We start from the raw sequence: 26,021 nt of genomic DNA on the forward strand, positions 1-26,021 counted from the left end.
CTGCCCGTACCCGGTGAGCAGCTCAGTGGCGGAACACCTGAAGTGCCGCGGGGGAATGAGCGGTCGATGATCTGGATACGCGCAGTGCGGCGGGGCGGGCGGCCGGTGGCCGCGCGGCCGGTTCGTCGTGCGCCAGCAGTACGAGCGCGGGGGGCTCCGGAACGGAGTCCGCCGCCGTGCGGTGGCGGTCACGGGTGCGCAGCGGGCCGGTGGGGCCCGCGGAGTGCTCGAGGTCGCCACAGGTGACGACCTCGTCGGCCCCGTCCGTGCGCTTGCTCGCGACGGGCTCCGGGGACCCGGCAGCCGTCACGTGCGTCGAGTGCGCCGAGGCGACGGACGCGGTGGGCGCGAAGAGCTGCAGGGCCAGCAGGACGGCGGAGAGGATCGTGAGCGCGAACCGGACCGTCGTACCCCGTGCCATGCGCCTCCCTCCCCGCTGCGCGCGTCCGCCGTCTGTGTCTGGACGAACACGTTAACCCGACTGGCTTATTTGCTGGGTTAACTCTGCGTTTCAGGTAAAGGAAAGCCCAAAAACCGAGGTGGGAATGGCCGGAACGGACCGCTGAGGTACTCCTGTGGCGTACATCAGTTTGGGATTGCTACGCCTTTGCGAAGCCGCCGGTGTCCCGGCTGATCAGTTCTGGACCAGTCCCTTGGCGTCCCGGGCGAGGGCGGTGAGGCGGGAGATCGCGCGGAAGTACTTCTTGCGGTAGCCGCCCTTCAGCATCTCCTCGCTGAACAGCCTGTCGAACGGCAGCCCGGAGGCGAGCACCGGCACCTCGCGGTCGTAGAGCCGGTCGGCGAGTACGACGAGCCGCAGGGCCGTCGACTGGTCCGGCACCGGTTGCACGTCGGTCAGGCACACGGCCCTCAGTCCGTCGGTCAGCGCGCCGTACCGGCTGGGGTGGACCCGGGCGAGATGGTCGAGCAGGTGCGGGAAGTCGTCGAGCGAGGCGCCCTCGGTGGCGTACGCCGCCTTCGTCACCTGCTCGTCGGAGTACGGTGCCGGCGCCTCGGGCAGGCCGCGGTGACGGTAGTCCTCGCCGTCGATGCGCAGCGCGCGGAAGTGGGCGGACAGTCCCTGGATCTCGCGCAGGAAGTCGGCGGCGGCGAAGCGGCCCTCGCCGAGCTTGCCCGGCAGGGTGTTGGAGGTGGCGGCGAGGGCGACGCCCGCGTCTACGAGCTTGCCGAGCAGGGTGGAGACCAGGACGGTGTCGCCGGGGTCGTCGAGCTCGAACTCGTCGATGCACAGCAGCCGGTGCCCCGACAGCGTCTGCACGGTCTTCTGGAAGCCGAGCGCGCCCACCAGGTTCGTCAGCTCCACGAAGGTGCCGAAGGCCTTGAGCGCGGGCTCCGCCGGGGTCGCATGCCAGAGGGAGGCCAGGAGGTGGGTCTTGCCGACGCCGTAGCCGCCGTCGAGGTAGACGCCGCGGGGGCCGGCCGGGGTCTTGGAGGCCTTGGCCTTCCCGAACCCGAAGAAGCCGCGCTTGCCGCCGCCCACCGCGTGCGCCCCGCCGAGCCCGGCCGCGAAGCCCTCCAGGACGCCTACGGCCTCGGTCTGGCTGGGCTGGTTCGGGTCCGGGATGTACGTGGCGAAGCGCACCGAGTCGAAGCGCGGCGGCGGCACCATCTCCGCGACGAGCCGGTCGGCGGGGACGTGCGGCTCACGAGCGCACAGGGACAGCGGGGCCGCTCCGGCTATCGAATCGATCCCTGAGGCGGCAGTGGAGGACGACACGGTTCCCCATGCTAAGCGCCGTGCCACACTGCACGACATGCGACGCCTGTTCCCTGTGACCGACGAAACAGTGGCCCGGCCGGGTGGTACGGCCCCGGACACCGGCGAAGTGCCCGGCTCCGCACTCCCCGGTGCGGAGCCGGCCGACCACGAATGGACGTTCGAGGAGCTGGCCGCCGCGTACGCCTACCCCGAGCCCGGCCCCGGCGGCCTGGTGCCCTGGCTGCGCGCCAACATGGTCTCCACGCTCGACGGGGCCGCCCAGCACGAAGGGCGCTCGCAGCCCATCTCCGGCGCCACCGACATGCGGATCTTCGGCACGCTGCGGGGGCTCGCCGACGTCGTGATCGTGGGCGCCGAAACGGTACGGCAGGAGGAGTACCGTCCGGCACGCGCGCGTGAGGCCTTCGCGGCGCTGCGGAAGGAAGCCGGACAGGGTCCCGCGCCCGCGATCGCCGTGGTGAGTGCGAGCCTCGACCTGGACTTCTCGCGGCCGCTGTTCACCTCGCCCCTGGTGCCCACGCTCGTGCTGACCGGAGCCGCGGCGGCGCCCGACCGGGTGGCGGCAGCCGAGAAGGCGGGCGCCCGCGTGGTGATCGCCGGGGACGGGATGGGCGTGGACCCGGCCCGTGCCGTGGCCGCGCTCGCGGACCTGGGCATGACCCGGCTGCTGACCGAGGGCGGTCCACGCCTGCTGGGCCAGCTGATCGCGGCCGGCGTGCTGGACGAGCTGTGTCTGACGGTCTCCCCGATGCTCGCGGCGGGCGACGCGCAGCGGATCGCCGGAGGGCCCTCGGTCACGGTGCCGAGGAGGTTCGCCCTCGTGTCGCTGCTGGAGGAGGAGGGGTTCCTGTTCGGCAGGTACCGCCGCACATGAGGCGCGTTTCGGAATTGTTCGTTCCGTTCGGTCCCTGATGGGCACATTGCTCCTCGATGGGCACACTAAATCTCGCAAAACCGGTGCGATCGCGGGGCAGGATGGTTTCCGCAGAGGCCTCGACGGCCCACGGACGAGAAAGAGTCCCCCGGGTCCTCGAAGGGCTCGGACGGGCTCGAAGGAGAAGGGTGCCTGCCGTGTTCGCGAGCGTACTGATGATCGAGAAGGCCCTCACGTCCGCCGACGTGGAGTTCGTCACCACCTTGCACGGTGATGAACCGGTCTCCTTCCATGTCCTGCTCCAGCCGCGCGGAGACCAGGCGGACCGCCTGCTGCGCGCCATCGACGACATCGCCCTGGGCGAGCTGGACGAGGCGGCGCACGAACGGGAGACCCCAGAGGGCAAGGACGCCGCGGCCCTCGGGCAGCAGGCCCTGGAGGTGTCCCTGTCCGCGCTGCGCGCGGCGGGCAGCACGGCGGAGGGCCGCCTCATCGAGGACCATCCGCTGGACGCGCTCAAGGCGCTGGTCGACGAGGTGGAAGCGGACGAGGTGATCGTGCTGACCGACCCCCACTACGTGGAGGAGTTCTTCCACCGCGACTGGGCGTCCAGGGCCCGGCACAAGGTGGGCGTGCCGGTGCTGAAGCTGTTCTCGCACAGCAAGGCGTAGGGCCTGTCCGCGACCGGTCGGTGTACGTGACCCGGCGTGCCAAGGCATAGGCTGGGCCGCTGAACGTACGCCGTCCCAGCAACAGGAGACACGCATGGCACCCGGCCTCCCCACCGCCATGGACCGACCGCACTTCATCGGCATCGGCGGCGCCGGAATGTCGGGCATCGCGAAGATCCTCGCGCAGCGCGGCGCGAAGGTGGCGGGCAGTGACGCCAAGGAGTCGCCGACCGCCGAGGCCCTGCGCGCGCTGGGCGCGACGGTGCACATCGGCCACGCGGCCGAGCACCTCGCCGACGACGCCACCTGCGTCGTCGTCTCCTCCGCGATCCGCGCGGACAACCCGGAACTGGCGCGCGCGGCGGAGCTGGACATCCCCGTGGTTCACCGCTCGGACGCCCTCGCCCGCCTGATGGACGGGCTGCGCCCGATCGCCGTCGCCGGCACCCACGGCAAGACGACCACGACGTCGATGCTGGCGGTGTCCCTGACCGAGCTGGGCCTGAACCCGTCGTACGCCATCGGCGGCGACCTCGACGCCCCCGGCTCCAACGCCCTCCACGGCGAGGGGGACATCTTCGTCGCCGAGGCGGACGAATCGGACCGCAGCTTCCACAAGTACGCGCCCGAGGTCGCCATCGTCCTCAATGTCGAACTGGACCACCACGCGAACTACGCGTCCATGGAGGAGATCTACGAGTCCTTCCAGACCTTCGCGGGCCGGATCGTCCCCGGCGGCACGCTGGTGGTCAACGCGGACCACGAGGGCGCGCGCGAGCTGACGCGGCGGCTGGCCGGCTCGGTGAAGGCGGTGACGTACGGCGAGTCGCAGGACGCCGACGTCCGCGTTCTCTCGGTCGTCCCGCAGGGCCTGAAGAGCCAGGTGACGGTGGACCTGGACGGCTCGGAGCTGACCTTCACGGTCTCCGTGCCCGGCCGCCACTACGCGCACAACGCCGTGGCCGCGCTCGCGGCGGGTGTGGCCCTCGGCATCCCGGCGGCGGAGCTGGCCCCGGCCCTGGCGGCGTACACGGGCGTGAAGCGCCGCCTCCAGCTCAAGGGCGAGGAGGCCGGCGTCCAGGTCATCGACTCGTACGCGCACCACCCGACGGAGATGACCGCGGACCTGGAGGCGATGCGGGCGGCGGCCGGTGAGTCGCGCATCCTCGTGGTCTTCCAGCCCCACCTCTTCTCGCGCACGCAGGAGCTGGGCAAGGAGATGGGCCAGGCGCTGGCCCTCGCGGACGCGTCGGTCGTCCTGGACATCTACCCGGCCCGCGAGGACCCGATCCCCGGCGTCACCAGCGAGCTGATCATCGAGGCGGCACGGGCGGCGGGCGCGGACGTGCAGGCTGTGCACGACAAGGCGGAGGTCCCCGCGGTGGTGGCGGGAATGGCGAAGCCGGGCGATCTGGTTCTCACCATGGGCGCGGGTGACGTGACGGACCTGGGCCCGCGGATCCTGAACCGTCTCGCACAGAAGTAAAGGGGTTGGCATTCATGTCGTACGACGTCGACAAGCCGGACGAGCAGTGGCGCGCGGAGCTGACCCCGGCGGAGTACGCGGTCCTGCGCCAGGCCGGCACCGAGCCCGCCTTCACCGGTGAGTACACGGACACCAAGGCCAAGGGCGTCTACTCCTGTCGGGCCTGCGGCGCCGAACTCTTCACCTCGACCACGAAGTTCGAGTCCCACTGCGGCTGGCCGTCCTTCTACGACCCGAAGGACAGCGACGCGGTGGAACTGCTGGCGGACCGCTCGCACGGGATGATCCGCACGGAGGTGCGGTGCGCCCGCTGCGGGTCGCATCTTGGGCACGTGTTTGAGGGCGAGGGATATCCGACGCCTACGGATCAGCGGTACTGCATCAACTCGATCTCGCTGCGCCTGGTCCCTGACGAGGGCTGACCGGACCGGTCACCAGAGAGGGCTGTTCACTCTGGTTGAGCCCACGCTCCCCAGCGACGGGGTGCGCGCCCACCCGTACCGTCTCCACTCATCCGGGCGGCGCGGGCGCCTCATCGCCGACCAGCGCGGCGATGAGGCGGCAGTAGGGAACCCCGTCCGGGCAGGGCGTGAATCCGTCGGTGAGGACGACTGGGGCGACCGTCCGCCGGGGACTACTTGTTCTTGCTCGTGGCGTTGGCGGCCGGCTCTCCTGGTTCCTTGGTGGCGCGGTCGGCCTTGTTCTTCTCGCCCGGCTCACCCGCCTGGCCTGCCTTGCCTGCTTCACCCGCCTTGCCCGGCTTGGCCGTCTCGGCCGCCTCTGTCCGCGCCAACTGGTCGGCACAGTAGACGGCGACCTTCTCCTCGCCGCCGGCGGCCGCGATGAGCCGCTGCCAGGCCGTCGCTTCCAGCGCCTTGCCCTGGTTCCTGACGGACTCGTAGGCGCGGCAGTGGGCCTCGATGTCCTTGGCCGTGAGCGGACGGTCCGCGGCGGTGGAGGTGCGGGGTGCGCCGGGCCGCGTCCGGGCCGACTCCGCGGCCGAGCCTTCCGGGGCGCTCGGCGACGGGTGCGCTCGTGTGCGGCTGTCGTCGTTCGCGTCGTCGGCAGGACCGTACGAGCCCATGGCCGCGACCGCGACGCCGCCCAGGGTCAGGCTCGCGACGAACACGGCGATCGTGGCCTTCACCGAACGCCGTGCCCGGGCACGGTCGTTCGGCCGCCAGTCGTCCCGCCGCCGGGTCCGTGCCCCGTCGTGCAGTCCCGCGTCACGGGCGGCGCGGAACGCGGCCGTCGCCCGCTGCTCGGCCTCCGCGGTGACGGGATGGTCGAGCAGTGCGCGGGCGAGCAGCGACTCCGTCGCCGCTCCCTCTCCTTCGCCGTCGGTGATGTGCACGCGACTGCCGGGGGGCGTGCGCCGACGGACGAACGTTCTGCCGTCGCTCTCTCGATCACCCATGCCCGTGTCCATCTCTGTCCGACGGCGGTTCAGTCCGTTGTCGTTTCTGTCGCCGTTACTGTTCATTTCGACTGCCCCAGCGCGCGGCGATCCTCATCTGTCACACCGGCGGCCCCGAGCCGGCGTGCGAGGCGCTTCAGTCCCCGGTACGCGGCGGTGCGCACCGCACCGGGCCGCTTGCCCAGCACACGGGCGGCGGCGGGGCCCTCGAGGCCGACGACGACGCGCAGCAGCACGGCCTCGGCCTGGTCGCGGGGCAGGGATCTGATCAGCGCCAGCGCCTGCTCGGTGGAGATGGACTCCAGGGCCTGGTCGTGGGTGCTGTGCGGGCCGGGCAGTTCGAGTACGTCCTGCTCCAGCGTGACGGGCCGGGGGCGCACGCGCCGACGGCGCAGATGGTCGAGGGCCCGGTGCCGGGCGATGGTCGCCGTCCAGCCCCGGAAGCCGGCCCCGTCCCCCTTGAACCGTCCGAGATCCCGGGCGATCTCCAGCCAGGCGTCCGAGGTCACGTCCTCGGCGTCGTCCCCGACGAGGCCGCGCACATAACCGAGCAGTCCGGGCTGCACGATCCGGTACGCGACCGCGAAGGCCGCCTCGTCACCGTCCTGGGCCCGCGCGACGGCCGCGCCCAACTCCTCGTCGCGCGCGTGTACGCGCCGGGATTCCCCTCCTTGGCCCAAAACTGTCCTCGTTCGCACCGGATCCGCAGCAAGTCCGCACTGTGCGACACGCTTTCGACGTGTCGACGTTCCCACAGGCATCAGCGCCAGGACTCACAGATGTGTCACAGCTCGTCACAGTCCTCCTCAGCCACGGATCGCCGTCACCTCCGGCGGAAGCGTGACGGTTCCCGCGAGCTGCCCCTCGTTGTGCTCCGATACGTCCTGGCTGTAGCGGATGGTCTGCCCGCCGTAGGGGATGCCGAAGGAGCACCGGAAGGTGTGCGACGTGATCCGGTACGTCGAGGCGTCGAGGACGAGCGACTCCTCGGCGCGCTCCACGGTGATCTGGCTCTCGGAGGCCGTGACGCCCGCCGCGCGCAGCTTCTCCAGGGTCGGACTCAGCTCGCGGGCGGCCTTCTTGACGACGTTCCGCTCGCGCGCCGAGGACAGTGAGGCCGACGCCGTACGGATGCGCAGTTCCACCTTGGCACCGGACCGGACCAGCGAGATGCCGTCGCCCGACGCCGGGTTGGCGGCGTACGTACGGAACGCTTCGAGCGCGGCGACCGGGTCCTCCACCTTGTTCGCGAACTCGGGTTCGGAAAGGGGCCCGTGCTTCCAGTCCGCGCCGGCGCCGCCCTCCTTGACGTACGCGGTCCCGTCGGCGACGTAGAGTTCCTCGGGCTTGCCGACTCCCTTGCTGTAGCTGGTCCCGGTGGAGTGGAGTGCCCAGGTCTTCCCCGTGGTACGACGCACCGTGGCCGTGTAGGTGGCGGCGCTCTGCTGCCCTCGTGTGGTCAGCCCTTCGCGCCCCTTCACCGCGAAGGTCCAGCCCTTGGCGCCCGACATGGCCTCCTCGGCCCGGGCGAGGAACTCCTCGGCGGTCCGGGGCCTGGCGGGTGCGGCGTGTTCGCTCCGCCCGTCTTTCTGGGCGGCGGCCTTGGACCGTGCCGGCTTCGCCGGCTGTGCCGAGTCCGCGCCCGTGTCCCCGGAACACCCGGTCAGCGCCGCGAAGAGAAGCGGCACGAGCGGGGCGGTCAGGGCTATGGGGAGCCGGTTGCGGCCGGTGACGTGGGCGGTGAAGGCCGTCGCGTACGACCGGATCTCGCCCGCGCGCGGCACGCGCTCGTCCACTTCGCCCATGAGAGTGTTCCCCTTCGCTCGGTCCGGGAGAACATCCAGTCCGGTTCCCCCGGTTGACCAAGCGGATGCCGTCTCAGAAACATCACCGGTCACAAACGTGTTGCTCGCCCGCCGGCGATCATGTCGAAGCGCGGGCGCCCGCTCGGGGCTGTGGGGCGGCGGCCCGGTGTCGTGCGCGGCCGCAGGCGTGGCTCTCCTGGTGCGCTTGATACAGCGGTGACTTTTTCACAGGTATTTGTTACCTGCCTCTTATCGGGTGCATCGCATAATCACAGGTAGGGATGGGTCGAGGATCTCGGGAGCGGTAGCCGAGAGGAGCGAGCCATGATGCACGATCCAGACGAGCGACGAGACGGCGGGCAACCGCATGAGCGGCCCGTCGACAGTGCACCCGCGATGCCGGGCGGGACCGGGCCGGCGGGCTCGGACCGGGAGGTCGTCTCGGGCCCGGGTGGACCGGGACGGTCGGACGGGCGGGGGCGGTCCCCGCGTGGCCTGTGGCGGCGGCGATCCGCACGGGCGCGAGCCGTGACCGCCGGCGCCACGGTCGTCGTACTGGCCCTCGGCGGCACCGTCGCCTACGCCGCGACTTCGGGCGACTCCGCCCGCGACGCCGTCACGGGGGCCGCGGCATCCGCGTCGCCGTCTCCTGGTGGGCCCTGCGACTGGCACGACCACGGCATGTGGTTGGGCCTTATCGGTGACGCCGTGCACGGCGAGGCGACCGTGAAGGACCGTGACACCGGCAAGTGGGTCGAGAGAATCCTGCAGCGGGGCACGGTCCAGAAGGTGGACGGCGACAAGGTCACCGTCAAGAGCGAGGACGGAACCTCGTGGACCTGGACGGTGGGGTCGGACACCACCGTGTATGGGAACGGCACATCGGGCTCGGGGGCCGATGAGCTGAAGAAGGGAGAGACGGCCTGGCTCGTCGGCACGCGCTCCGACGACGGCACCAGGACCGCGATGCTCGCCGTGTCGGGCACCGCGCAGGACATGGGCCCGGGCGACTGGCAAGGTGCCTTCCTGGGCTAGGGCCCGCGGGGCTGGGGAGATCACAGCCCGTCGCCTCCCCCCGGCCCCGCGCGCAGCGGTGCGACGACGTGACGGGTCCGGGCAGCCCGCGTGGCGGAGCGGCAGCCGCGCGGGCGGCCCGCTGTCGACGGCGAAAACCACCGGCTCGCGCCGGCGGCGGCCCGCTCGTGCGGGGTGGTGATGGTGGCGACGGAGGCAGCTACGGGCTTGTGTCGGCGGCGGCCCGCTCGTGTGTGGTGGCGACGGCGGCAACGACCGGCTTGTGTCGGCGGCGGCTCGGTTGTGTGGGGCGGCGACGGTGGCGGCCCCGGAAATTACCAACTCGCCCGAACAGCGCCCCGGCAGTGCTGCGCGGTGACGGTGGCGGCCGCGGAAACTACCGGCTCGCGTCGGCAGCGACCCGGCCGAATGGAACCGCGACGGTGATGGCCGTCCTGCCCGGTTCGCTGCTCAGTTCGACCGAGCCGCCGTGTGCCGCCACGAGCGAGCGCGCGACCGCCAGGCCCAGCCCGCTACCGCCCCGGTCACGGCTGCGGGCCTTGTCGACGCGGTAGAAGCGGTCGAAGACGCGTTCCTGGTCGGCGGCCGGTATGCCCGGTCCCGCGTCGGTGACCCGTACCAGCGCCGTGTCCCCGGAGCGGGAGACCTCCACGGACACCGGCGTCCCGGTCGGCGTGTGCACGGCCGCGTTGGTGAGCAGGTTGTCCAGCACCTGACGGACGCGTACGGGGTCGAGGCGCAACCTCAGTGGGCTGGGGCCGCACGTCACCGTCAGCGGGTGGTCCGAGTGGGCCGCGCGGAACGCGTCGGCCGCCTGGCGCACCAACTCCACCAGGTCGGCGTCCTCCAGCCGCAGCGACGCGTCCACCTCCGCGGCGTCCAGGCGGGCGAGGAGCAGCAGGTCGTCCAGGAGTACTCCCATGCGGGCGGCCTCGGCGCGCAGCCGGGCCAGGTGCTTGTCACGTTCCTCAGGGGCATTGGCGGCCGCGTACTGGAACAGGTCCGCGTAGCCCCGCACCGACATCAGGGGCGTGCGCAGCTCATGCGAGGCGTCCGCGACGAAGCGACGCAGCCGCTGTTCGGCCTCCGCGCGGACGGCCAGCGAGTCGTCAATGTGTTCGAGCATGGTGTTGAAAGCGGTGCGCAGTTCCTCGACCTCCGGGCCACCGCCCGGTCCGTCCGCGCGCAGCGGCAGCCGCGCCGCCGACTCGGTCAGGTCGTGCGAGGCGATGCCATGGGCCGTGTGCGCCATGTCGCTCAGCGGCTTCAGGCCGCGCCGCAGCATCCTGCGCCCGAAGACGACGAGCGCCAGCAGCGCGAGGGCGAACGCGACCACCTGGACCGTGATCAGCTGCCGCACGGTGGCCTGGATGTCCGTCATGGGCGCTGCACTGACCAGCACCACTCCGGGCTCGACCTCGCAGGCGCGCAGCCGGTAGGTTCCCTCCCCGTCGATCCGCGCCGTGCTCAGGATCTCCGTGTCCGAGTGCTCCATCGACCTGGCGAGGGCGGTGAACTCGGCGGTGTCGGCGGGCACGTCGGCGGGGCTGCGCAGCACGGGCGTGCCGCCCGACACGTCGTACACGGCGGTGTACCAGCCGTAGTAAGGCTGCCGCTTGACTGTGCCGTGCAGCAGGGCGTCCTTGGTCTGAAGGACCTGGACGAGCTTGAGCTGGTCGCCCAGCTGGCGTTCCAGATAGTCCCGCATGTACGTCGTCAGCGCCGTGCCGACGACGGCGAACACCACCAGTGACAGCAAGCCGAGACCCAGGGCCAGCCGGGTGCCCAGGCGCAGTCCGCGGTACGCCCGCAGCGGCCCCGCCATCACTCCGGGGCCTGCCGGATCACGTATCCGAAGCCTCGCACGGTGTGGATCAGCGGCTCGCCGCCCTCGTCCAGCTTGCGCCGCAGCCGGCTGACGACCAGTTCGACGACGTTGGAGCGGCCCCCGAAGCCGTACTCCCAGACGTGGTCGAGGATCTGCGCCTTGGTCAGCACGGTCGGCGACTTGCGCATCAGATAGCGCAGCACCTCGTACTCGGTGGGGGTGAGCGCGAACAGCCGTTCGCCGCGCCGCACTTCGCGGGTGTCCTCGTCCATCGTCAGGTCCGCCACCCGTAGTACGGACCGCTGAAAGCCGGGCCCGGCGCTGCGGCGCAGCACGGTCCGCAGGCGGGCCATCAGCTCCTCCACCGCGAACGGCTTGACCAGGTAGTCGTCGCCGCCCCGGGTCAGGCCCGCCACCCGGTCGGCGACGCCGTCGCGCGCGGTGAGAAACACGACCGGGACCATCGTCCCCGAGCGGCGCAGCCGGTCCAGGACACCGAAGCCGTCCAGGTCGGGCAGCATCAGGTCGAGCACCACGATGTCCGGACGGAACTCGGCGGCCCGGACCAGCGCCTCCTCCCCGGAGTTCGCGGTGACCGCGTCCCAGCCCTCGTACCGGGCGACCGTCGCGACGAGATCGGCGATGGGCGGATCGTCGTCCACGACGAGGAGCCGTACTTTGTCCACCCGCTCATAGTGCGTCACGCGACCGGCGGTGCCGGACCCGCCCACCCCCGGGATACATATCGATAAGCATTTGAAAGTGACCCGACAGGAAAACGACAGCTCCGGCCAGCCAAGCTCGGTGTCCCAGGAACCCGATCCAGGAGTTGCCCTCCGTGACGACCGTCCAATCGCCTCCTGCGCCCCCCACGGCGATACGTCCCCAGGTGGTGGCCCGCACGGGCCTGTACGCCGTACTGGCCGCGAACGCGGCCGCCGTGACCGTCTTCTTCGTCCAGGCCGGCTTCGCCTCCAACGCCCTCGTCGTGCTGGGGCGGCTGGCCGGACTCTACGGCGCGCTCCTGATGGCCTTCCAACTGCTGCTGGTGGCCCGGCTGCCGTGGCTCGACCGCCGGATCGGCATGGACCGGCTGACCTCCTGGCACCGCTGGCTCGGCTTCGGCCTGCTGTGGACGCTGCTGGGGCACGTGGTGTTCATCGTCCTCGGCTACGCGCAGTCGTCGTCCATGGACCCGCTGAACGAGCTGCTGGACCTCGCCGAGACGGTCGAGGGCGTGCTACGGGCCGTCGTCGCGCTGGGGCTGATCGTGGTGGTCGGCGCGGCGTCGGCGCGCTGGGCCCGGCGCCGGATGGCGTACGAGACGTGGCACTTCGTCCACCTCTACACCTACGTGGCCGTGGTGCTGGCGTTCACGCACCAGGTCGCGGTGGGCACGACCTTCACCGCCTCCTCGGCGGCCACCGCGTACTGGTGGACTCTGTGGGGTGTGGCGCTCGGCGCCGTGTTCCTGGGCCGGCTGGTGCTCCCGCTGTGGTGCAACCTGCGCCACCGGCTGCGCGTCTCGGCCGTCGTACCCGAGTCCGACAACGTCGTCTCCGTCTACATCACCGGCCGTGACCTGGACCGGCTGCCCGCGCGGGCGGGCCAGTTCTTCCTCTGGCGGTTCCTCACCAGGGACCGCTGGTGGCAGGCCAACCCGTTCTCCCTGTCGGCCGCGCCCGACGGCAGGACACTGCGGCTGACCGCGAAGGCGGCCGGTGACGGCACCGCCGCCCTGCGCCACCTGAAGCCGGGCACGCGTGTCTTCGCCGAGGGCCCGTACGGCGCCTTCACGACGCTGCACCGGACCCGCCCGGACGCCCTGCTCATCGCCGGCGGCGTCGGTATCACCCCGATCCGGGCGCTCCTGGAGGAACTGCACGGCCACGCCGTCCTCATCTACCGGGTGGCCACCGACCGGGACGCGGTGCTCCACGACGAACTGCGGGAACTTGCCCACGCCAAGGGTGCCGAGCTGTACCTGGTCACCGGCCCGGCGGTGCCGGACAGGCTGGCGCCGCGCGAACTCGCCCGGCTCGTGCCGGACGTGGCCGACCGGGACGTGTACGTCTGCGGGCCGCCCGGCATGACGAGTGCGGTGCTCGGCAGCCTGCGCGAGCTGGGCGTGCCCAAGCCGCAGATCCACTTCGAACGCTTCAGCCTGGCCGGATGAGGGGAACACCGTGAAGCGAGCACTGCCTGCCCTCGTCCTGACCGTCGCGGGCCTGATCCCCGTCTGGCGCTACGAGCCGTCGCACGACACCACGTCGACCACCGAGGTCGCCGAGCCGGCCACCTCCTCGACGCCGGCCCCGTCCTCCTCGTCGTCGTCCTCCTCCTCGTCCTCCTCCTCGTCCTCCGGTTCGAAGGCCGACTCGCCCCGGGCCGTGGCGGGCTCGACCGTCGCCACCGACAAGGGCGACGTGCAGGTGGAGGTCACCTTCGTGGGCGCGCGGATCACGGCCGTCCGGATGCTCAAGCAGCCGAACCACCCGCAGACCACGAACGCCGTACCCAAGCTGATCGAGGAGACCCTCCAGGCGCAGACCGCCGACATCGACACGGTCTCCGGCGCCACGGTCACCAGCGAGGGCTACAAGGAGTCGCTGCAGGCCGCCATCGACGCGAAGGGCTCATGACGTGCGCCGCGTCGAACACGTCATGGGGTTGCCGGTCTCGCTGCGGATCGACGACGAGCACGTCCCCGACGGGGTCGCGGACGCGGTGTTCGGATGGCTGCGCGAGGTCGACGAGCGGTTCAGCCCCTTCAAGGCGGACAGCGAGGTGTCCCGGCTGGACCGGGGTGAGCTGCGCACGGACGAGGTGAGCGCCGACCTGGCCGAGGTGCTCGACCTGTGCGAGCGGTACCGGGTGGCGACCGGCGGCGCCTTCCGGGCGCGGACTGGATCCCTGCGCGGTGGTCAAGGGCTGGTCGGTGCAGCGCGCGGCGGAGCTGCTCGCCGCGGCCGGGGTGGCCCGGTTCTGTCTGAACGCCGGGGGAGACGTGGTCGTGTCCGGCGGCCCCTGGCGGGTAGGCGTACGGCACCCCGAACACACCGACAGGCTCTGCACGGTCCTGGAGGTCACCGACGCGGCCGTGGCGACCTCCGCGCGGTACGAACGCGGCGACCACATCATCGACGGACGCACCGGCCGTCCCGCCACCGGACTGCTCGGTATCACGGTCGTGGCCCCGTCCCTGACCGAGGCGGACGCGACGGCGACGGCCGCATTCGCGCTGGGCGCGGAGGGCGTCGAGTGGGCCGCGGGGCGGGACGGTTGCGAGGTGTTCGCGGTGGACGCCGGGCGGCGGGTCTTCCGCACCGCCGGACTGCCGGTCGCCGCCGCGCACCGAAATCCTTCTGCCTGAGCAAACTTCGCCTTCCACCTGCCAAAGCCCCGCAACACACGCCGTCTACACTCTCCCCGCAAGGCCCGTGCGACATCGGCCGAGTTCAGGCCGCTCCTGCCACACCCGAAGGGTATTCGGCGCTTTGATACGGATAGATTCAGTCACCAAGCGGTACCCGGACGGCACGGTGGCGGTGGACCGGTTGTCCCTGGAGATCCCGGACCGCTCGATCACCGTCCTCGTCGGCCCCTCGGGCTGCGGCAAGACGACGACCCTCCGCATGATCAACCGGATGGTCGAGCCGAGCGAGGGCACGATCACCATCGACGGCGTCGACATCACACGGCAGCCGGTGAACTCGCTGCGCCGGTCCATGGGTTACGTCATCCAGAACGCCGGGCTCTTCCAGCACCGCACGATCGTCGACAACATCGCGACCGTGCCCCGGCTGCTCGGCTGGAGCAAGGACCGGGCCCGGGCGCGGGCCAGGGAGCTGATGGAACGGGTCGGGCTCGACGCGTCGCTCGCCAAGCGCTACCCGTACCAGCTCTCCGGCGGACAGCAGCAGCGCGTCGGCGTGGCTCGGGCGCTTGCCGCGGACCCGCCGGTGCTGCTGATGGACGAGCCGTTCTCCGCCGTCGACCCCATCGTGCGCAAGGGCCTTCAGGAGGAACTCCTGCGGATCCAGGACGAACTGGGCAAGACCATCGTCTTTGTCACCCATGACATCGACGAGGCGATCCGGCTCGGCACGATGGTCGCCGTCCTGCGGACCGGCGGGAAGCTCGCCCAGTTCGCGCCGCCCGCCGAGCTGTTGTCGTCGCCCGCCGACACGTTCGTGGAGGACTTCCTCGGCGCCGACCGCGGCATCCGGCGGCTGTCGTTCTTCACCTCCGGCACCCTTCAGCTGAGGAAGACCCCGATCGTCGCCGTCGACTCCACCGCCGAGCAGATCGCCTCCCGGGGCACGCCCGACGTGCCGTACCTGCTCGTCACCGACCTCGACGGCAGGCCGCTCGGCTGGAGCGAGCCCAAGGACCTGGCCGCCGGGAGCGTCGTGACGGAGCGACTGCTGCCGTACGGGCGGCCGTTCGAGTACGGCAAGGACTCGCTGCGCGCCGCGCTCGACGGCGCCGTGCTCTCGCCCACCGGCTGGGCCGTCGCCGTGGACGGCACCGGCCGGGTGATCGGCGTCGTCTCGCAGCAGACCATCGGCGAGGCGATCCGCGAGGCCCACGCACAGGGACGTACGGACGCGAAGGTCGTCGGATGAGCGGCTTCTTCGACATCCCCAGCGATCTCCAGCACAGCTGGCTCGGCCTGGTCGGGCTGCATCTGCGGGAGGCTCTGCTGCCGGTGCTGGCCGGGTTGGTGATCTCGCTGCCACTGGCCCAGCTGTGCGTGCGCTTCCGCTGGCTGTACCCGCCGGTGCTGTGGGTGACGACCGTGCTGTACGCCATCCCCTCGCTGGCCTTCTTCGTCCTCCTCATCGACTACACCGGCCAGACCGAGCTCACGGTGATGATCCCGCTCACCGTCTACAGCCTCGTCGTCCTGGTCCCGGCGATCGTCGACGGCGTCCGCTCGGTTCCGCAGGAGACCCTCGCCGCCGCGACGGCCATGGGCTTCGGGCCCGTACGCCGTTACCTTCAGGTGCAGTTGCCCATCGCCGTCCCGGCCATCATCGCCGGGCTGCGGGTGGCGACGGTGTCGAGCATCAGCCTCGTCAGCGTCGGCACCCTCATCGGCAACCAGGGCGCCCTCGGTAACCTGCTCAACGACGCCAACATCTACAACCGGCCGGAATTCGCGGTGAACGCCGTGCTCACCATGGCCGTCCTGGCGATCCTCGCCGACGCCCTGCTGGTTGTCGTACGCCTGCTGCTGACGCCGTGGATGCCGCGCCGGGCGCGCACGAAACCGACGGCCGACCGGCCCGGCCCGGCCGCCCCAGCCCTGGAGGACGCAGCCCGGTGAACCTGCTCAGCTTCATCAACGCCTTCTTCAGCGACAGTGCTCACTGGCACGGCTACGACGGCATCCCCACGCGCGTGGGGGAACACATCCAGTACACCTTGGAGGCGCTCGCCCTCGCCGCCGCGATCGGGCTGCCGGTCGGCCTGGTCACCGGTCACTACGGGCGCGGCGGTAACGCCCTCTCCCTGATCGCCACCGCCGGGCGGGCCCTGCCCACGTTCGGCCTGTTGGTGCTGATGACCCTGCTGCTGGGGTTCGGCCTGGTGAACGTGATGATCCCGCTGGTCGTCCTCGCCGTCCCGCCGATCCTGGTCACCACCTACGAGGCGGTGCGCTCCGTCGACCCGTCGCCGGTGGATGCCGCGCGGGGCATGGGCATGAGCGAGGCCGGTGTGCTGTTCCAGGTCGAACTGCCCGCGGCGCTCCCGCTGATACTCGGCGGCCTGCGCTCGGGGGCCATCCAGATCGTCTCCACGGCCACCATCGCCGCGTACGTCAGTCTCGGCGGCCTCGGCCGGTACATCGTCGACGGCCTCTACCAGCGCAACTACGAGAAGGTCGTGGGGGGCGCCACCCTGGTCGCCGGGCTGGCGCTGGCGACGCTCATGGTGTTCTGGGCGGTGACACGGATCGCCGTGTCCCCAGGGGTGCGGCGCGGCGCCTGACACGACGAGGGCCCGGGAGGCGATCCTCCCGGGCCCTCGCGCTGCTCATCCCTCGCTGCGGGCCAGCGCCTGCTCCAGTACGACGAGCAGCGCGTCGCGGACCGAGCCGCGTTCCCGGGCGTCGAAGACGACGACGGGGACGTGCTCGGCGACGTCCAGCGCCCAGCGGACCTCGTTCACGTCGTACTCCACCTTCCCGTCGAAGGCGTTGAGGGCGACCGCGAACGGGATCTGCCGGTGCTCGAAGTAGTCGACCGCCGCGTAGCAGTCGTCGAGGCGGCGGGTGTCGACGATGACGAGCCCGCCGACCGCGCCCTCGACGATGTCGTCCCACATGAAGCCGAACCGCTCCTGGCCGGGCGTACCGAACAGGTACAGCTTCAGGGTCGGGTCGATGGTGATGCAGCCGAAGTCCATCGCGACCGTGGTCGTGGTCTTGCGCGGGGTGTGCGTGAGGTCGTCCACACCGGCCGCGACCTCGGTGATGGCCGCCTCGGTGGTCAGCGGCTCGATCTCGGAGATCGAGCCGACAGTGGTGGTCTTGCCCACGCCGAAGCCGCCCGCGATCACCATCTTGACCGGCAGCGGCGGTCGTACGGCGGTCTGCGCTACCGCGATGGGGGTCCCCCCTGCTCGAGCGGAGCCGAGAGCTTGGGGGAGGGTGATCGGTTCAGTCGGTGTCACGGAGTACCCCCCGGGAGTCGGGGATGGCCCGGAGGCCATCGATAACCCTGCGCAGGACGGATGCGTCGTGCGTGACGTCGGCCCGCGGCACGTGCACCGTCAACTGCCCGGCGGCGCGCAGGTCCTCGGCGAGGACGCGAACCACGTTGAGGTGCAGCCGCAGCCGGGCCGCGATCTCCGCGATGGACTGCGGCCGCCGGCACGCGGCAACGATGTCGTGCTGTTCGAACGAGAGCCGGTCGAGCGCCTCGAGACCCCCGGCGGTGGCCACCACCTGGGTCTCGACGGGCATCGGCCGGCCGGACGCGGTGCCCGCCACACGGCCGGCGGTCACCAGGAACGGCCGTACGGCGGGGGCGGGTCCGACGGGGACCGGGCCCAAGTAGCCGTCCTCGTCGGCGGGAGTGCGGCCGTCCGCCATGGGCGCTGCTTCCTTCCTCGACCGGTCGGGGACCGGTCACCCCGCCGACGCGACGCCGACGCTGTTCTTCAGCTCCAGCACCAGCTGGGGGCTGAGCGCGGCACCGGCCCGGTTGGCGAACAGGGTCATCTCGTAGGCGATGTTGCCCAGCTTGGCCTCCTTGTCGGCGACCACGCCGAGCACGGCGCCGCTGCCGATCGCGGAGACGATGACGTGACCGCCCTCCAGGTCGATGATGACCTTGTTGAGGCCGCCCAGGCTGTAGTTGCCGGAGGCGCCGGCGGCCAGGCTGGTGATGCCGGAGACAATGGCGGCGAGCCGCTCGGAGTCGGCGTGCTCGCGCAGCTGGGAGACGGCGATGAGCAGCCCGTCGGAGGAGACGGCGATGGCGTCGACGACGCCCGCGGTCTCGGTCGCGAAACGGTTGAGCAGCCAGGTGAAGTCGGCTGCGGCGGCCTGGAGGTCGGCCGGCGTGGTGCCTTCGGCCGGAGTGTCACCTGTCGACGTACTCACTGTTCCGGTCCTTCCGGGAGGTGGTTCTGGTCATGCGTGTCATGCGTGTCTTGCTTGTCATGGCTGTTGTACGGGGTGGTCTGAGTGGCGCTGTCGCGATGAGCGCGTTGCACCGCGGCCTCGAACTCCTCCAGGGTGGAGCGGACTTCGTCGGCGTCGGCGGCGGGCCGGGCAGCCTGCCGGGCCGACCACTGGACGGCATCCGCACCGGTGCTCCGTAGCGTCGCGCCCCGGACGCGACGGCGCAGCGGGCGGGGAGTGCCGGGGCTTTCCTCGCCGAGGCCGGGGGACAAGGCGGACTCCGCGCTCCGGGCGCCCTGGGCCCGCGCGCTCTCCCCGGCTCGGGGGCGGGGGACGAGCGGGGGCTCCTCGGCGCGGCCGTGGGGCGCCGTACGGGCCGAGGAGCCCGTGCGGCCGGTGGAGTCGGTACTGCTGGTGGAGCCGCTGCCGCCGGTGGAGTCGGTACTGCTGGTGGAGTGGGTGCCGCTGACGGTGTCTGTACCGCCTCTGGTGGCATCCGTACGGCCGGTGGCATCCGCACGGCCGGTGGAGTCGCTGCGGCCGCTGCTCTCCGTGTGGCCGTGGGCCTCCGAGCGGTCCGCGAGGTCGGCATGGTCCGCATGGTCGTGCAGGTCCGCGACCGTCTCCCTGGCGGTCTCCGCGACCTTCTCGCTGGCGGTCTCCGCGACCGTCTCGCCGGCCGCTTCCCCGGCCGCTTCCCCGGCCGCCTCCGCGGCCGTCTCGTCGGCCCTCTCCGCCGTCGGCTCCGGCTCGCGGCGCGGGACCCGCCGTGGCAGCGGACCCGGCCCCGACTCGGCGGCGCCGCGCGCCGGGAGGGCGGTAGGCCGTCCGGTGGCCCCGGACTCGTCCGTTACGGAGGCGGGGCCTTCGGCGGCCGATGCGTTCTTCGTGGCGGAGGCGGGGCCTTCGGTGGCCGATGCGTTCTTCGTGGTGGAGGCGGGGCCTTCGGTGGCCGATGGGTTCTCCGTGGCGGAGGAACGCTGTTGCGCGGCAGGTGTGTCCTCGGTGGTGGCGACCCACGACGGCACCGGACCGGACGCGGCGGTGGCGGACGCCGAGCCGATGGGCGGCTTCGCGGCGGCAGGCGCCGTTTTCGCCGCCGGGGCCATCACCGGGCTCATCGTCAGCAGCAGCGACGAAGGGATCTCGATCGTCGCCGTGACACCGCCGCCGGGCGTGCGGGACAGCACGACCTCGACCTCCCAGCGGCGCGCCAGCGTGCCGACGACGAACAGGCCGAGCACCTTCGTCGGTACGAGGTCCAGGCGCTCGCGACGGATCAGCCGGGCGTTCTCCTCGGTGAGCCGCTCGGCGCTCATCCCCAGACCGTGGTCCGCGATCTCGATCACCGCGCCCTCGCCGCCCGCGCTCACCGTCACCTCGACCGGGCTGCCGGCGGGCGAGAACGCGACGGCGTTCTCCAGGAGTTCGGCGATCATCAGCGTCAGGTCGCCGATGATGTCGGGCTCCACCATGACCTCGGTACCGGCGCGCAACTGCACCCGCTGGAAGCCCTCGATCTGACCGAGCGCGGCACGCACGACGTTGGTGAGCGCGGTGGGACCGGCGTCCAGGACCGTCTCGCGGATGCCGGCGAGCAGCATCAGGCTGTCCGCGTTGCGCCGCAGTCGTACGGCGATGTGGTCGATGGAGTAGAGACGTTCGAGCAGCGCGGGGTCGGTCTCGCCCCGTTCCACGGCGTCGATCAGCGCCAACTGCCGGGTGGTCAGGTTGCTCACGCGGCGCCCCACGTTGCCGAACATCTCGGCGACGTTGCGGCGGCTGAGTACCTGGCGCTCCAGCAGCGCGGCCGCGGTGGTCTGCACGTGGTTGAAGGCCTCGGCCAGTTCACCGATCTCGTCGTGCGCGGTGATGGGCACCTCACGCAGGCGGGGCGAGCCGTCGTCCTCGGCGTCGTCGTCGGCCACCCGGGCGAGTTCGCGGCCGGCGACCTCCGCGACCTGCTGCGCGGCGCCGGTGAGGGCCTGCACCGGGCGGACCACCGAGCGGCGTACCAGCACGGAGAAGGCGATCCAGACGACGAAGCCGATCAGCGCGAGGTTCAGCAGCAGTCCGGCCCGCCACTGTGCGGTGACAGAGGCGTCTTCGGCCCGGTCGGCGATCTGGTCGATGAGCGAGGTGATGACCCGCAGTCGGCTGCCGGCCTGCCTCGGGTAGGCGAAGTAGTCGCCCAGGGCGTCCGCCAGCGTCCGGCGGATCTCGGCGGGGGTGTTCGCCTGCAGGCCACTGGGGTCGATCTGGAGTTCGGCGTACGCCTGGGCGATCTCCCGCTGCGCGGGGCTGTGTTCGATTTGGGCGAGCTGGTCCGTCTGCTCCTCGGTGGCGAACCGTCCGAAGCGTTCGGCCTGGTAGGTGTACAGCTGGTAGGAGCCGACCGCGCCCGTGAACTCGATGAGCGCGTTGGTGTCGCCGGTCGTGGCGGAGAAGACGCCGGTCTCGAAGGCGCCGTGCGCGGCGTCGGCGCGGAGCAGCGAGTCGAGCAGGTTGCCGGTGAAGGTGGCCGCGAGATCCGCGTTCCGCTCCAGGCCGAGTCCGTCGATCAGACCGTTCGCGGCGTTGGTGTAGGCCGGGTCGATGTTGTCGGCGGGCAGATATCCCTGCTCGACGGTCTCGCGCAGGCTGGACAGGCCGCTGACCTCTTTGAGGGCCTGCTCCTCGCCGGCCGGCAGCCGGTCGCCGAAGGTGTCGCGCACCTTCTGGACCTGGGCGTCCACGGCTTCCTGAGCGGCGCGGTAGGCGGCCGGCGAGGGCTTGTCCGCGATGACCGCCTCGTAACGCACGGAGAGCAGGATGGCCTGCTGGTGCTCGGCCTCCACCCGGCCGACGAGCTGGGCGACCTGGGCACTGTCACGGACGAGTTGGGCCGCCGACTCGGCGCTGTTCGACTCCCGCACCAGGCCGGTGATGAGGTAGGCGAGCAGCACGGCCACGACGGCGAGCGGTACCCCGACGAGCACGTTCAGCTTGCGCCTGAACGGCCAGCGGTCGGCGAAGCCGCGTATGCCACCACCGCCCGGCGGCGACGGCGCCGGCCGGACCGGCGCGTCCACCTCGTTCGTGGACACCTAGCCTCCTTCGAAGGCGTCTTTGGGTGCGCGAAAATTCACGTGACCGTAATCGAGCGACCTGGGTCGCAAACGGAACCGACCGGGGCCGGCGCAGAACGGTACAAGAAGGACCGGAACGCGCTTGCTGGTCCACAGTGCAGCCCGTCGCCAACTTGGGGGAGAGTATCGCCTTTTCGTGGCCCTATTCCGGTCGCACGACGTCAAGAATCCATTACGAAGAGCGCTTGGTTCGCCCTCGGGTCATCCGCCGCTCCTTCACAACCGGACTGCGCAACTGGCCGTGCTTCGAAGCCAATCGGTGACCAGAATGCTCTTGACTGACCGAGAACGAGCTGGATTGGATCAGTGGAGTGCGGCGTCCGCGCCTCGCACCGCTGTGCCACGCCCTGCCCCACCCCCTGAGTACGGAACGGCAATCGTGACTTCTACCGCGAACACCAGCACGTCCAGCAGGAGACTCCCCGGCGCGGCCGTCGTCGCGCTCGCCGCCTCGGTGGCACTGCTCGCCGGGTGTTCCTCGTCCTCCGACAGCAAGTCCGACCCGCTCGCGAACGACCAGGCGAGCGGTGGCACGGTGGTCGTGGGCTCCAACAACTTCGCCGAGAGCATCCTGATCGCCGATATCTACGGCGAGGCGCTGAAGGCCAAGGGCGTCAAGGTCACCTACAAGCCCAACATCGGCAGCCGTGAGACCACGTATGGCCTGCTGAAGAACGGCTCCATCACCGTCCTGCCCGAGTACAACGGCGCGTTGCTGGCCTACCTCGACAAGAAGGCGGCCCCCAAGACGGTCGCCGCCACGACGGCCGCCATCAACGCCAAGCTCGACTCCAAGCTGACGCTGCTGGACCCGGCGCCCGCGCAGGACAAGGACTCCGTCACCGTCAACGCGGACACCGCGAAGAAGTACAACCTCACCGACAAGTCCAGCATCGCGGACCTCAAGGACGCCGCCAAGGACCTGGTCATCGGCGGTTCGCCGGAGTTCCAGACCCGGCAGCAGGGCCTGGAGGGCCTGAAGACGGTCTACGGCCTGGAGTTCAAGTCCTTCAAGGCGCTGGACGCGGGCGGCCCGCTGACCCTGGCGGCACTGAAGAAGAACGCCGTGCAGGCCGGGGACATCTTCACCACGGACCCGAACATCTCCAAGGAGAAGTTCGTGGTCCTCCAGGACCCGAAGAACCTCTTCGGGTTCGAGAACGTGCAGCCGCTGGTCTACAAGTCGGGGCTGCCCAAGGAGGGTGTCGACGCGTTGAACGCGGTGTCGGCCAAGCTCGACACGGCGGCCCTGTTGGACATGGACACCCAGGTGCAGCTCGACAACAAGGACCCGCTGGACGTCGCCAAGGCCTGGCTGAAGTCGGCCGGCCTGGACTGACGCCCGCGCCGCGGACACCACCGCGGACGGACCGACACGGGTGCCCGCGCCCTCCGGGGCCGCGGGCGCCCGCGGCCCTCGACGCCGGCGGGGTCGTCCGCCTCGCCGGCGTCGGGGGCCGTGCCCGTCGTACCGTTGCGGGCACGGGACCGGACCCGGCGTCAGTGGCGTACCGCCCGGTGGCTCGCCGTCACGGGCCGGTTGTACGGCTACCGGAATTCATTCGCAGTGCATCGGCCTTCAGGCCGGTGGTGAAGCGAATCTGACAGTGGCGACGCGGAGCGTCGCAGACTCAGGTCCGGCGGAGCCGGGCGCCGCAGTTCTTTGCCTACGGCGCGGAGCGTCGCGAGGGCTTTTCCCGGCGGAGCCGGGTGGTGCTCACACGGGCCGGTTCTGCTGTTCGATGTACTGCCGGACCACGGAGAGCGGGGCGCCGCCGACGGTTCCGGCGAAGTAGGACCCGGACCAGAGCTTGTTGGCCCGCCAGTAGTGGCGTACCAGGTCGGGGAACTCCTGGCGCAGGCGGCGGGAGGAAACGCCCTTGAGGGAGTTGACCAGCTTGGTCACGGCGACCTTGGGCGGGAAGTTCACCAGCAGGTGGACGTGGTTGTCCTCACCGTTGAACTCCACCAGGTCGCACTCGAAGTCCGTACACACCGAGCGCATGATCTCCTCCATCCGCCTCAAGTGGGCGTCGGTGAACACCTTGTGCCGAAACTTGGTGACGAAGACCAAGTGCACATGCATCACGAAGGAACAGTGCCGACCAGTTCTGATCTCCTGCATCTCACCCATAACCCAAGTATGTAGGGTGACGGTCATGCAGCTCAGGTACAGCTTTCGTCTGTACCCGGACACGGGCCAGCAGTCGGCGTTGGCGAAGGCGTTCGGGTGCGCCCGTGTCGTCTTCAACGACGCGGTCCGTGCCCGTGAAGACGCCCGTAAGGCCGAGCAGCCGTTCCCGACGGCCGGTCAGCTTTCCCGGAAGCTGATCACCGAGGCGAAGCGGACAGCGGAACGGTCCTGGCTGGGTGAGGTCTCCGCGGTGGTGCTTCAGCAGTCCCTGCGGGACGCCGAGACCGCGTACCGCACCTTCTTCGCCTCCCTCAAGGGCACCCGCAAGGGCCCCAGGACCGGCCGGCCCCGCTTCAAGTCCCGCAAGGACGCCCGGCAGTCGATCCGGTTCACCGCCAACGCCCGCTGGATCATCACCGGCAGTGGCCGTTTGAACCTGCCGAAGATCGGTGCGGTGAAGGTGAAATGGTCCCGCACCCTGCCCGCCACGCCCACCTCCGTCACCGTCATCAAGGACGCGGCCGGGCGGTACTTCGCCTCCTTCGTCCTCGACACCGACCCCGCCGCCGACGCGACCCGGATGCCGGAGACCGACCGCACCATCGGCATCGATCTCGGCCTCACCCACTTCGCGGTCCTCTCCGACGGCACGAAGATCGACTCCCCGCGCTTCCTTCGGCGCGCGGAGAAGAAGCTGAAGAAGGCCCAGCAGGAGCTGTCCCGCAAGCAGAAGGGAAGCAAGAACCGCGCCAAGGCCCGCCTCAAGGTCGCCCGCGCCCACGCCAAAGTTGCTGACGCACGCCGTGAGTTTCACCACCAGCTCTCCACGAAGCTGATCTCCGAGAACCAAGGGATCGCAGTGGAGGACCTGTCGGTGGCGGGACTGGCCCGCACGAAGCTGGCCAAGTCCGTGCACGACGCCGGATGGGCATCGTTCATCAGCATGCTCGAATACAAAGCGGAACGGTACGGCCGCGCCCTGGTCAAGATCGGCCGGTTCGAGCCGACCTCCCAGACCTGCTCCACCTGCGGCGTCAAGGACGGACCCAAACCCCTGAACGTCCGGGAATGGACCTGTACCGCCTGCGGCACCGTCCACGACCGGGACACCAATGCCGCGATCAACGTGAAGACGGCCGCCGGACTGGCGGTATCGGCCTGCGGAGCGCCGGTGAGACCAGGAGCAATCCCGGCACAGCGCGAAGAAACAGGAAGCCACGGATTCCCGACCGAACCCCGTGCCGCGTAGCGGCACAGCAACGATCGAGAAGGCCAGAATCCTCGGGCTTCAGCCCGAGGTGCAAGTCAATACCTCGAATGCCTCGGCGGCCGCGAGGACGCCCGCGCGCTGGTCACGTTGGGCACGCCCTTCCAGGGAGCGGCGAAGGCGGTCCGTGTCCTCACCGGTCATGCGCTGGAGCCCCGGAACCTGGCGGCCCGGGCCGCTCAGCGGGTGCTGTCGGTCAACGAGAGACTGGCCGCACTCGCCCGGTCGTTTCCCTCCGTCGCCCAGCTGCTGCCGTTCTACGAGTGCGTGGTGAAGGAGGACGGACGCGGCAGGAAACGACTGAACCGGGTGTCCGTGCCGGATCTGCCGGCCGAACTGGTGCGGGAGGCGTTCGCCTTCCACGGCGAGATCAACGACGCCTGGGACCGCAACCAGGTCGGGCTTGCCGCACCGCCGTACCGGGTGCACTGCTTTGCCGGCCGGGCGCACCCCACCGTGGTCGGCGTCGTGGTGGGTGTCGACGGGAGCCTCACCTTCCCGACGGGACTCGACAACGACCGGGACTGGGGGAGACGGCACGGTGCCTGGTGGGTCGGCCTTCGCCTCGTGGGTGCTGGAGCGCGAGGACGACGCGCTGTGGAACGGCGAGCGCCACGCCGGGATGGCCGGCGCGGAGGCTCTGCGGCAGCAGTTGATGGCGATCCGCCGCAGCAGGTCGGCCCGTCAGATGCTGTCGGGCGACGCCGATTTCGGCCTTGAGGTGCCCGATATGGCGCTGGCCGGTGAGCCGTTCACCGTCCGGGCGAGCGGCCCGACCGTCACCGGGCGGACGCTGCGGGCCCGGCTGACCGCTCCCGGGCTGCCGGAGACCGACGCCAAGCCCGTGACGCTGCTGCCGGACGGTACAGGCGGTCTGGCCGCGGAGCTGACGGCGGCTGAGGGAACATGGACGCTGCGGGTCGAGGCGGACCGCCCGTACGCGCAGTGCCACGACGTCGTCACCGTCGCCGAGGCCTGAGCGCGTCCGGCCCGGTCCTG

25 protein-coding genes and 1 pseudogene are annotated in these 26,021 nt (G+C 70.9%); 14 read left to right on the forward strand and 12 right to left on the reverse strand.

Annotated elements, in window-relative coordinates:
* Positions 1–22: 22 nt before the first annotated feature.
* Positions 23–421 (reverse strand): hypothetical protein, encoded by a 399-nt coding sequence (locus Q2K21_RS10585; RefSeq protein ID WP_310769286.1) that lies wholly within the window; start codon positions 419–421, stop codon positions 23–25.
* Between the two features lie 213 nt (positions 422–634).
* The gene (gene zapE, locus Q2K21_RS10590; protein WP_310769288.1) at positions 635–1,738 is read right to left on the reverse strand and encodes a cell division protein ZapE; all 1,104 of its coding nucleotides are present in this window, start codon (positions 1,736–1,738) and stop codon (positions 635–637) included.
* A gap of 37 nt (positions 1,739–1,775) precedes the next feature.
* Between zapE and Q2K21_RS10595 the strand changes: the two genes are divergently transcribed.
* From Q2K21_RS10595 to msrB, 4 genes are all read left to right on the forward strand, one after another.
* On the forward strand, positions 1,776–2,615 hold the full coding sequence (locus tag Q2K21_RS10595; protein ID WP_310769290.1) for a pyrimidine reductase family protein: 840 nt from the start codon (positions 1,776–1,778) through the stop codon (positions 2,613–2,615).
* A 197-nt stretch (positions 2,616–2,812) separates the two neighbouring features.
* Positions 2,813–3,286, forward strand: coding sequence for an indole-3-glycerol phosphate synthase (locus Q2K21_RS10600; protein WP_310769292.1), 474 nt, complete (start codon positions 2,813–2,815; stop codon positions 3,284–3,286).
* Positions 3,287–3,380: 94 nt separating this feature from the next.
* Entirely contained in the window at positions 3,381–4,772 is a 1,392-nt protein-coding gene (gene murC / locus Q2K21_RS10605) for a UDP-N-acetylmuramate--L-alanine ligase (RefSeq protein ID WP_310769294.1), read from the forward strand.
* Positions 4,773–4,786: 14 nt separating this feature from the next.
* Positions 4,787–5,194 (forward strand): peptide-methionine (R)-S-oxide reductase MsrB, encoded by a 408-nt coding sequence (msrB, locus tag Q2K21_RS10610; RefSeq protein WP_310769296.1) that lies wholly within the window; start codon positions 4,787–4,789, stop codon positions 5,192–5,194.
* Positions 5,195–5,406: 212 nt separating this feature from the next.
* Here msrB and Q2K21_RS10615 read toward each other — a convergent pair whose 3' ends face one another.
* The 3 genes from Q2K21_RS10615 to Q2K21_RS10625 all read right to left on the reverse strand — a co-directional run bounded on the left by Q2K21_RS10615 (position 5,407) and on the right by Q2K21_RS10625 (position 7,994).
* Positions 5,407–6,189 carry a hypothetical protein gene (locus Q2K21_RS10615; RefSeq protein ID WP_310769298.1) on the reverse strand — a complete coding sequence of 261 codons (783 nt, stop codon included), beginning with the start codon at positions 6,187–6,189 and terminating at the stop codon, positions 5,407–5,409.
* A gap of 62 nt (positions 6,190–6,251) precedes the next feature.
* The gene (locus Q2K21_RS10620; RefSeq protein ID WP_310769300.1) at positions 6,252–6,869 is read right to left on the reverse strand and encodes an RNA polymerase sigma factor; all 618 of its coding nucleotides are present in this window, start codon (positions 6,867–6,869) and stop codon (positions 6,252–6,254) included.
* 126 nt (positions 6,870–6,995) lie between these two features.
* Positions 6,996–7,994, reverse strand: a complete 999-nt coding sequence (locus Q2K21_RS10625; protein ID WP_310769301.1) for a hypothetical protein — start codon at positions 7,992–7,994, stop codon at positions 6,996–6,998.
* A 528-nt stretch (positions 7,995–8,522) separates the two neighbouring features.
* Here Q2K21_RS10625 and Q2K21_RS10630 point away from each other — a divergent pair.
* Positions 8,523–9,029 (forward strand): hypothetical protein, encoded by a 507-nt coding sequence (locus tag Q2K21_RS10630; RefSeq protein WP_310769303.1) that lies wholly within the window; start codon positions 8,523–8,525, stop codon positions 9,027–9,029.
* 376 nt (positions 9,030–9,405) lie between these two features.
* On the opposite strand, the gene Q2K21_RS10635 is transcribed toward Q2K21_RS10630, so the two are convergent.
* Together Q2K21_RS10635 and Q2K21_RS10640 are read right to left on the reverse strand one after the other, a co-directional pair.
* The gene (locus Q2K21_RS10635) at positions 9,406–10,854 is read right to left on the reverse strand and encodes a sensor histidine kinase (protein WP_310769305.1); all 1,449 of its coding nucleotides are present in this window, start codon (positions 10,852–10,854) and stop codon (positions 9,406–9,408) included.
* Entirely contained in the window at positions 10,854–11,543 is a 690-nt protein-coding gene (locus Q2K21_RS10640) for a response regulator transcription factor (RefSeq protein WP_310780818.1), read from the reverse strand. The genes Q2K21_RS10635 and Q2K21_RS10640 overlap by 1 nt, the downstream gene beginning before the upstream one ends.
* A gap of 152 nt (positions 11,544–11,695) precedes the next feature.
* On the opposite strand from Q2K21_RS10640, the gene Q2K21_RS10645 reads away from it, so the two are divergent.
* The 6 genes and pseudogenes from Q2K21_RS10645 to Q2K21_RS10670 all read left to right on the forward strand — a co-directional run bounded on the left by Q2K21_RS10645 (position 11,696) and on the right by Q2K21_RS10670 (position 16,854).
* On the forward strand, positions 11,696–13,033 hold the full coding sequence (locus tag Q2K21_RS10645) for a ferredoxin reductase family protein (RefSeq protein ID WP_310769306.1): 1,338 nt from the start codon (positions 11,696–11,698) through the stop codon (positions 13,031–13,033).
* A gap of 10 nt (positions 13,034–13,043) precedes the next feature.
* Positions 13,044–13,499, forward strand: a complete 456-nt coding sequence (locus tag Q2K21_RS10650; RefSeq protein WP_310769308.1) for an FMN-binding protein — start codon at positions 13,044–13,046, stop codon at positions 13,497–13,499.
* A gap of 1 nt (position 13,500) precedes the next feature.
* Positions 13,501–14,230, forward strand: a pseudogene (locus Q2K21_RS10655) (FAD:protein FMN transferase).
* 124 nt (positions 14,231–14,354) lie between these two features.
* Positions 14,355–15,485 (forward strand): ABC transporter ATP-binding protein, encoded by a 1,131-nt coding sequence (locus Q2K21_RS10660; RefSeq protein ID WP_310769309.1) that lies wholly within the window; start codon positions 14,355–14,357, stop codon positions 15,483–15,485.
* Positions 15,482–16,189 carry an ABC transporter permease gene (locus tag Q2K21_RS10665; protein ID WP_310769310.1) on the forward strand — a complete coding sequence of 236 codons (708 nt, stop codon included), beginning with the start codon at positions 15,482–15,484 and terminating at the stop codon, positions 16,187–16,189. Before Q2K21_RS10660 ends, Q2K21_RS10665 begins: the two co-directional genes overlap by 4 nt.
* Positions 16,186–16,854: an ABC transporter permease gene (locus Q2K21_RS10670; protein WP_310769311.1), complete on the forward strand. Its 669-nt coding sequence runs from the start codon at positions 16,186–16,188 to the stop codon at positions 16,852–16,854. The genes Q2K21_RS10665 and Q2K21_RS10670 overlap by 4 nt, the downstream gene beginning before the upstream one ends.
* Before the next feature lie 45 nt (positions 16,855–16,899).
* Here Q2K21_RS10670 and Q2K21_RS10675 read toward each other — a convergent pair whose 3' ends face one another.
* From Q2K21_RS10675 to Q2K21_RS10690, 4 genes are read right to left on the reverse strand one after another with little or no spacing between them, the layout of a single operon-like run.
* Positions 16,900–17,538 carry a GTP-binding protein gene (locus tag Q2K21_RS10675; RefSeq protein ID WP_386275978.1) on the reverse strand — a complete coding sequence of 213 codons (639 nt, stop codon included), beginning with the start codon at positions 17,536–17,538 and terminating at the stop codon, positions 16,900–16,902.
* Positions 17,525–17,959, reverse strand: a complete 435-nt coding sequence (locus tag Q2K21_RS10680; protein ID WP_310769313.1) for a DUF742 domain-containing protein — start codon at positions 17,957–17,959, stop codon at positions 17,525–17,527. The genes Q2K21_RS10675 and Q2K21_RS10680 overlap by 14 nt, the downstream gene beginning before the upstream one ends.
* A gap of 36 nt (positions 17,960–17,995) precedes the next feature.
* Entirely contained in the window at positions 17,996–18,472 is a 477-nt protein-coding gene (locus Q2K21_RS10685) for a roadblock/LC7 domain-containing protein (RefSeq protein WP_310769314.1), read from the reverse strand.
* Positions 18,469–21,579, reverse strand: a complete 3,111-nt coding sequence (locus Q2K21_RS10690; RefSeq protein ID WP_310769315.1) for an ATP-binding protein — start codon at positions 21,577–21,579, stop codon at positions 18,469–18,471. Before Q2K21_RS10690 ends, Q2K21_RS10685 begins: the two co-directional genes overlap by 4 nt.
* A gap of 421 nt (positions 21,580–22,000) precedes the next feature.
* Here Q2K21_RS10690 and Q2K21_RS10695 point away from each other — a divergent pair, with 421 nt between their 5' ends.
* Positions 22,001–22,960, forward strand: a complete 960-nt coding sequence (locus Q2K21_RS10695; RefSeq protein ID WP_310769316.1) for an ABC transporter substrate-binding protein — start codon at positions 22,001–22,003, stop codon at positions 22,958–22,960.
* A 378-nt stretch (positions 22,961–23,338) separates the two neighbouring features.
* On the opposite strand, the gene tnpA is transcribed toward Q2K21_RS10695, so the two are convergent.
* On the reverse strand, positions 23,339–23,755 hold the full coding sequence (gene tnpA / locus Q2K21_RS10700; protein WP_310769317.1) for an IS200/IS605 family transposase: 417 nt from the start codon (positions 23,753–23,755) through the stop codon (positions 23,339–23,341).
* A 25-nt stretch (positions 23,756–23,780) separates the two neighbouring features.
* On the opposite strand from tnpA, the gene Q2K21_RS10705 reads away from it, so the two are divergent.
* Together Q2K21_RS10705 and Q2K21_RS10710 are read left to right on the forward strand one after the other, a co-directional pair.
* On the forward strand, positions 23,781–25,004 hold the full coding sequence (locus tag Q2K21_RS10705) for an RNA-guided endonuclease InsQ/TnpB family protein (protein WP_310769319.1): 1,224 nt from the start codon (positions 23,781–23,783) through the stop codon (positions 25,002–25,004).
* A 559-nt stretch (positions 25,005–25,563) separates the two neighbouring features.
* A complete protein-coding gene (locus Q2K21_RS10710; protein WP_310769321.1) occupies positions 25,564–26,001 on the forward strand; it encodes a hypothetical protein in 438 nt (145 codons plus the stop codon).
* Positions 26,002–26,021 lie beyond the last annotated feature (20 nt).

Origin of the sequence: Streptomyces sp. CGMCC 4.7035, from assembly GCF_031583065.1 — a bacterium.
In the GTDB taxonomy this organism is placed as follows: Bacteria; Actinomycetota; Actinomycetes; order Streptomycetales; family Streptomycetaceae; genus Streptomyces; species Streptomyces yaanensis.

What these genes read in the sequence shown, in the direction of transcription:
- Q2K21_RS10615 (WP_310769298.1), bottom strand. Translation starts at nt 6,189, where the DNA reads ATGGGTGATCGAGAGAGCGACGGCAGAACGTTCGTCCGTCGGCGCACG.
- tnpA (WP_310769317.1), bottom strand. Translation starts at nt 23,755, where the DNA reads ATGGGTGAGATGCAGGAGATCAGAACTGGTCGGCACTGTTCCTTCGTG.
- Q2K21_RS10705 (WP_310769319.1), top strand. Translation starts at nt 23,781, where the DNA reads ATGCAGCTCAGGTACAGCTTTCGTCTGTACCCGGACACGGGCCAGCAG.
- Q2K21_RS10585 (WP_310769286.1), bottom strand. Translation starts at nt 421, where the DNA reads ATGGCACGGGGTACGACGGTCCGGTTCGCGCTCACGATCCTCTCCGCC.
- Q2K21_RS10635 (WP_310769305.1), bottom strand. Translation starts at nt 10,854, where the DNA reads ATGGCGGGGCCGCTGCGGGCGTACCGCGGACTGCGCCTGGGCACCCGG.
- Q2K21_RS10595 (WP_310769290.1), top strand. Translation starts at nt 1,776, where the DNA reads ATGCGACGCCTGTTCCCTGTGACCGACGAAACAGTGGCCCGGCCGGGT.
- Q2K21_RS10665 (WP_310769310.1), top strand. Translation starts at nt 15,482, where the DNA reads ATGAGCGGCTTCTTCGACATCCCCAGCGATCTCCAGCACAGCTGGCTC.
- murC (WP_310769294.1), top strand. Translation starts at nt 3,381, where the DNA reads ATGGCACCCGGCCTCCCCACCGCCATGGACCGACCGCACTTCATCGGC.
- msrB (WP_310769296.1), top strand. Translation starts at nt 4,787, where the DNA reads ATGTCGTACGACGTCGACAAGCCGGACGAGCAGTGGCGCGCGGAGCTG.
- Q2K21_RS10625 (WP_310769301.1), bottom strand. Translation starts at nt 7,994, where the DNA reads ATGGGCGAAGTGGACGAGCGCGTGCCGCGCGCGGGCGAGATCCGGTCG.
- Q2K21_RS10680 (WP_310769313.1), bottom strand. Translation starts at nt 17,959, where the DNA reads ATGGCGGACGGCCGCACTCCCGCCGACGAGGACGGCTACTTGGGCCCG.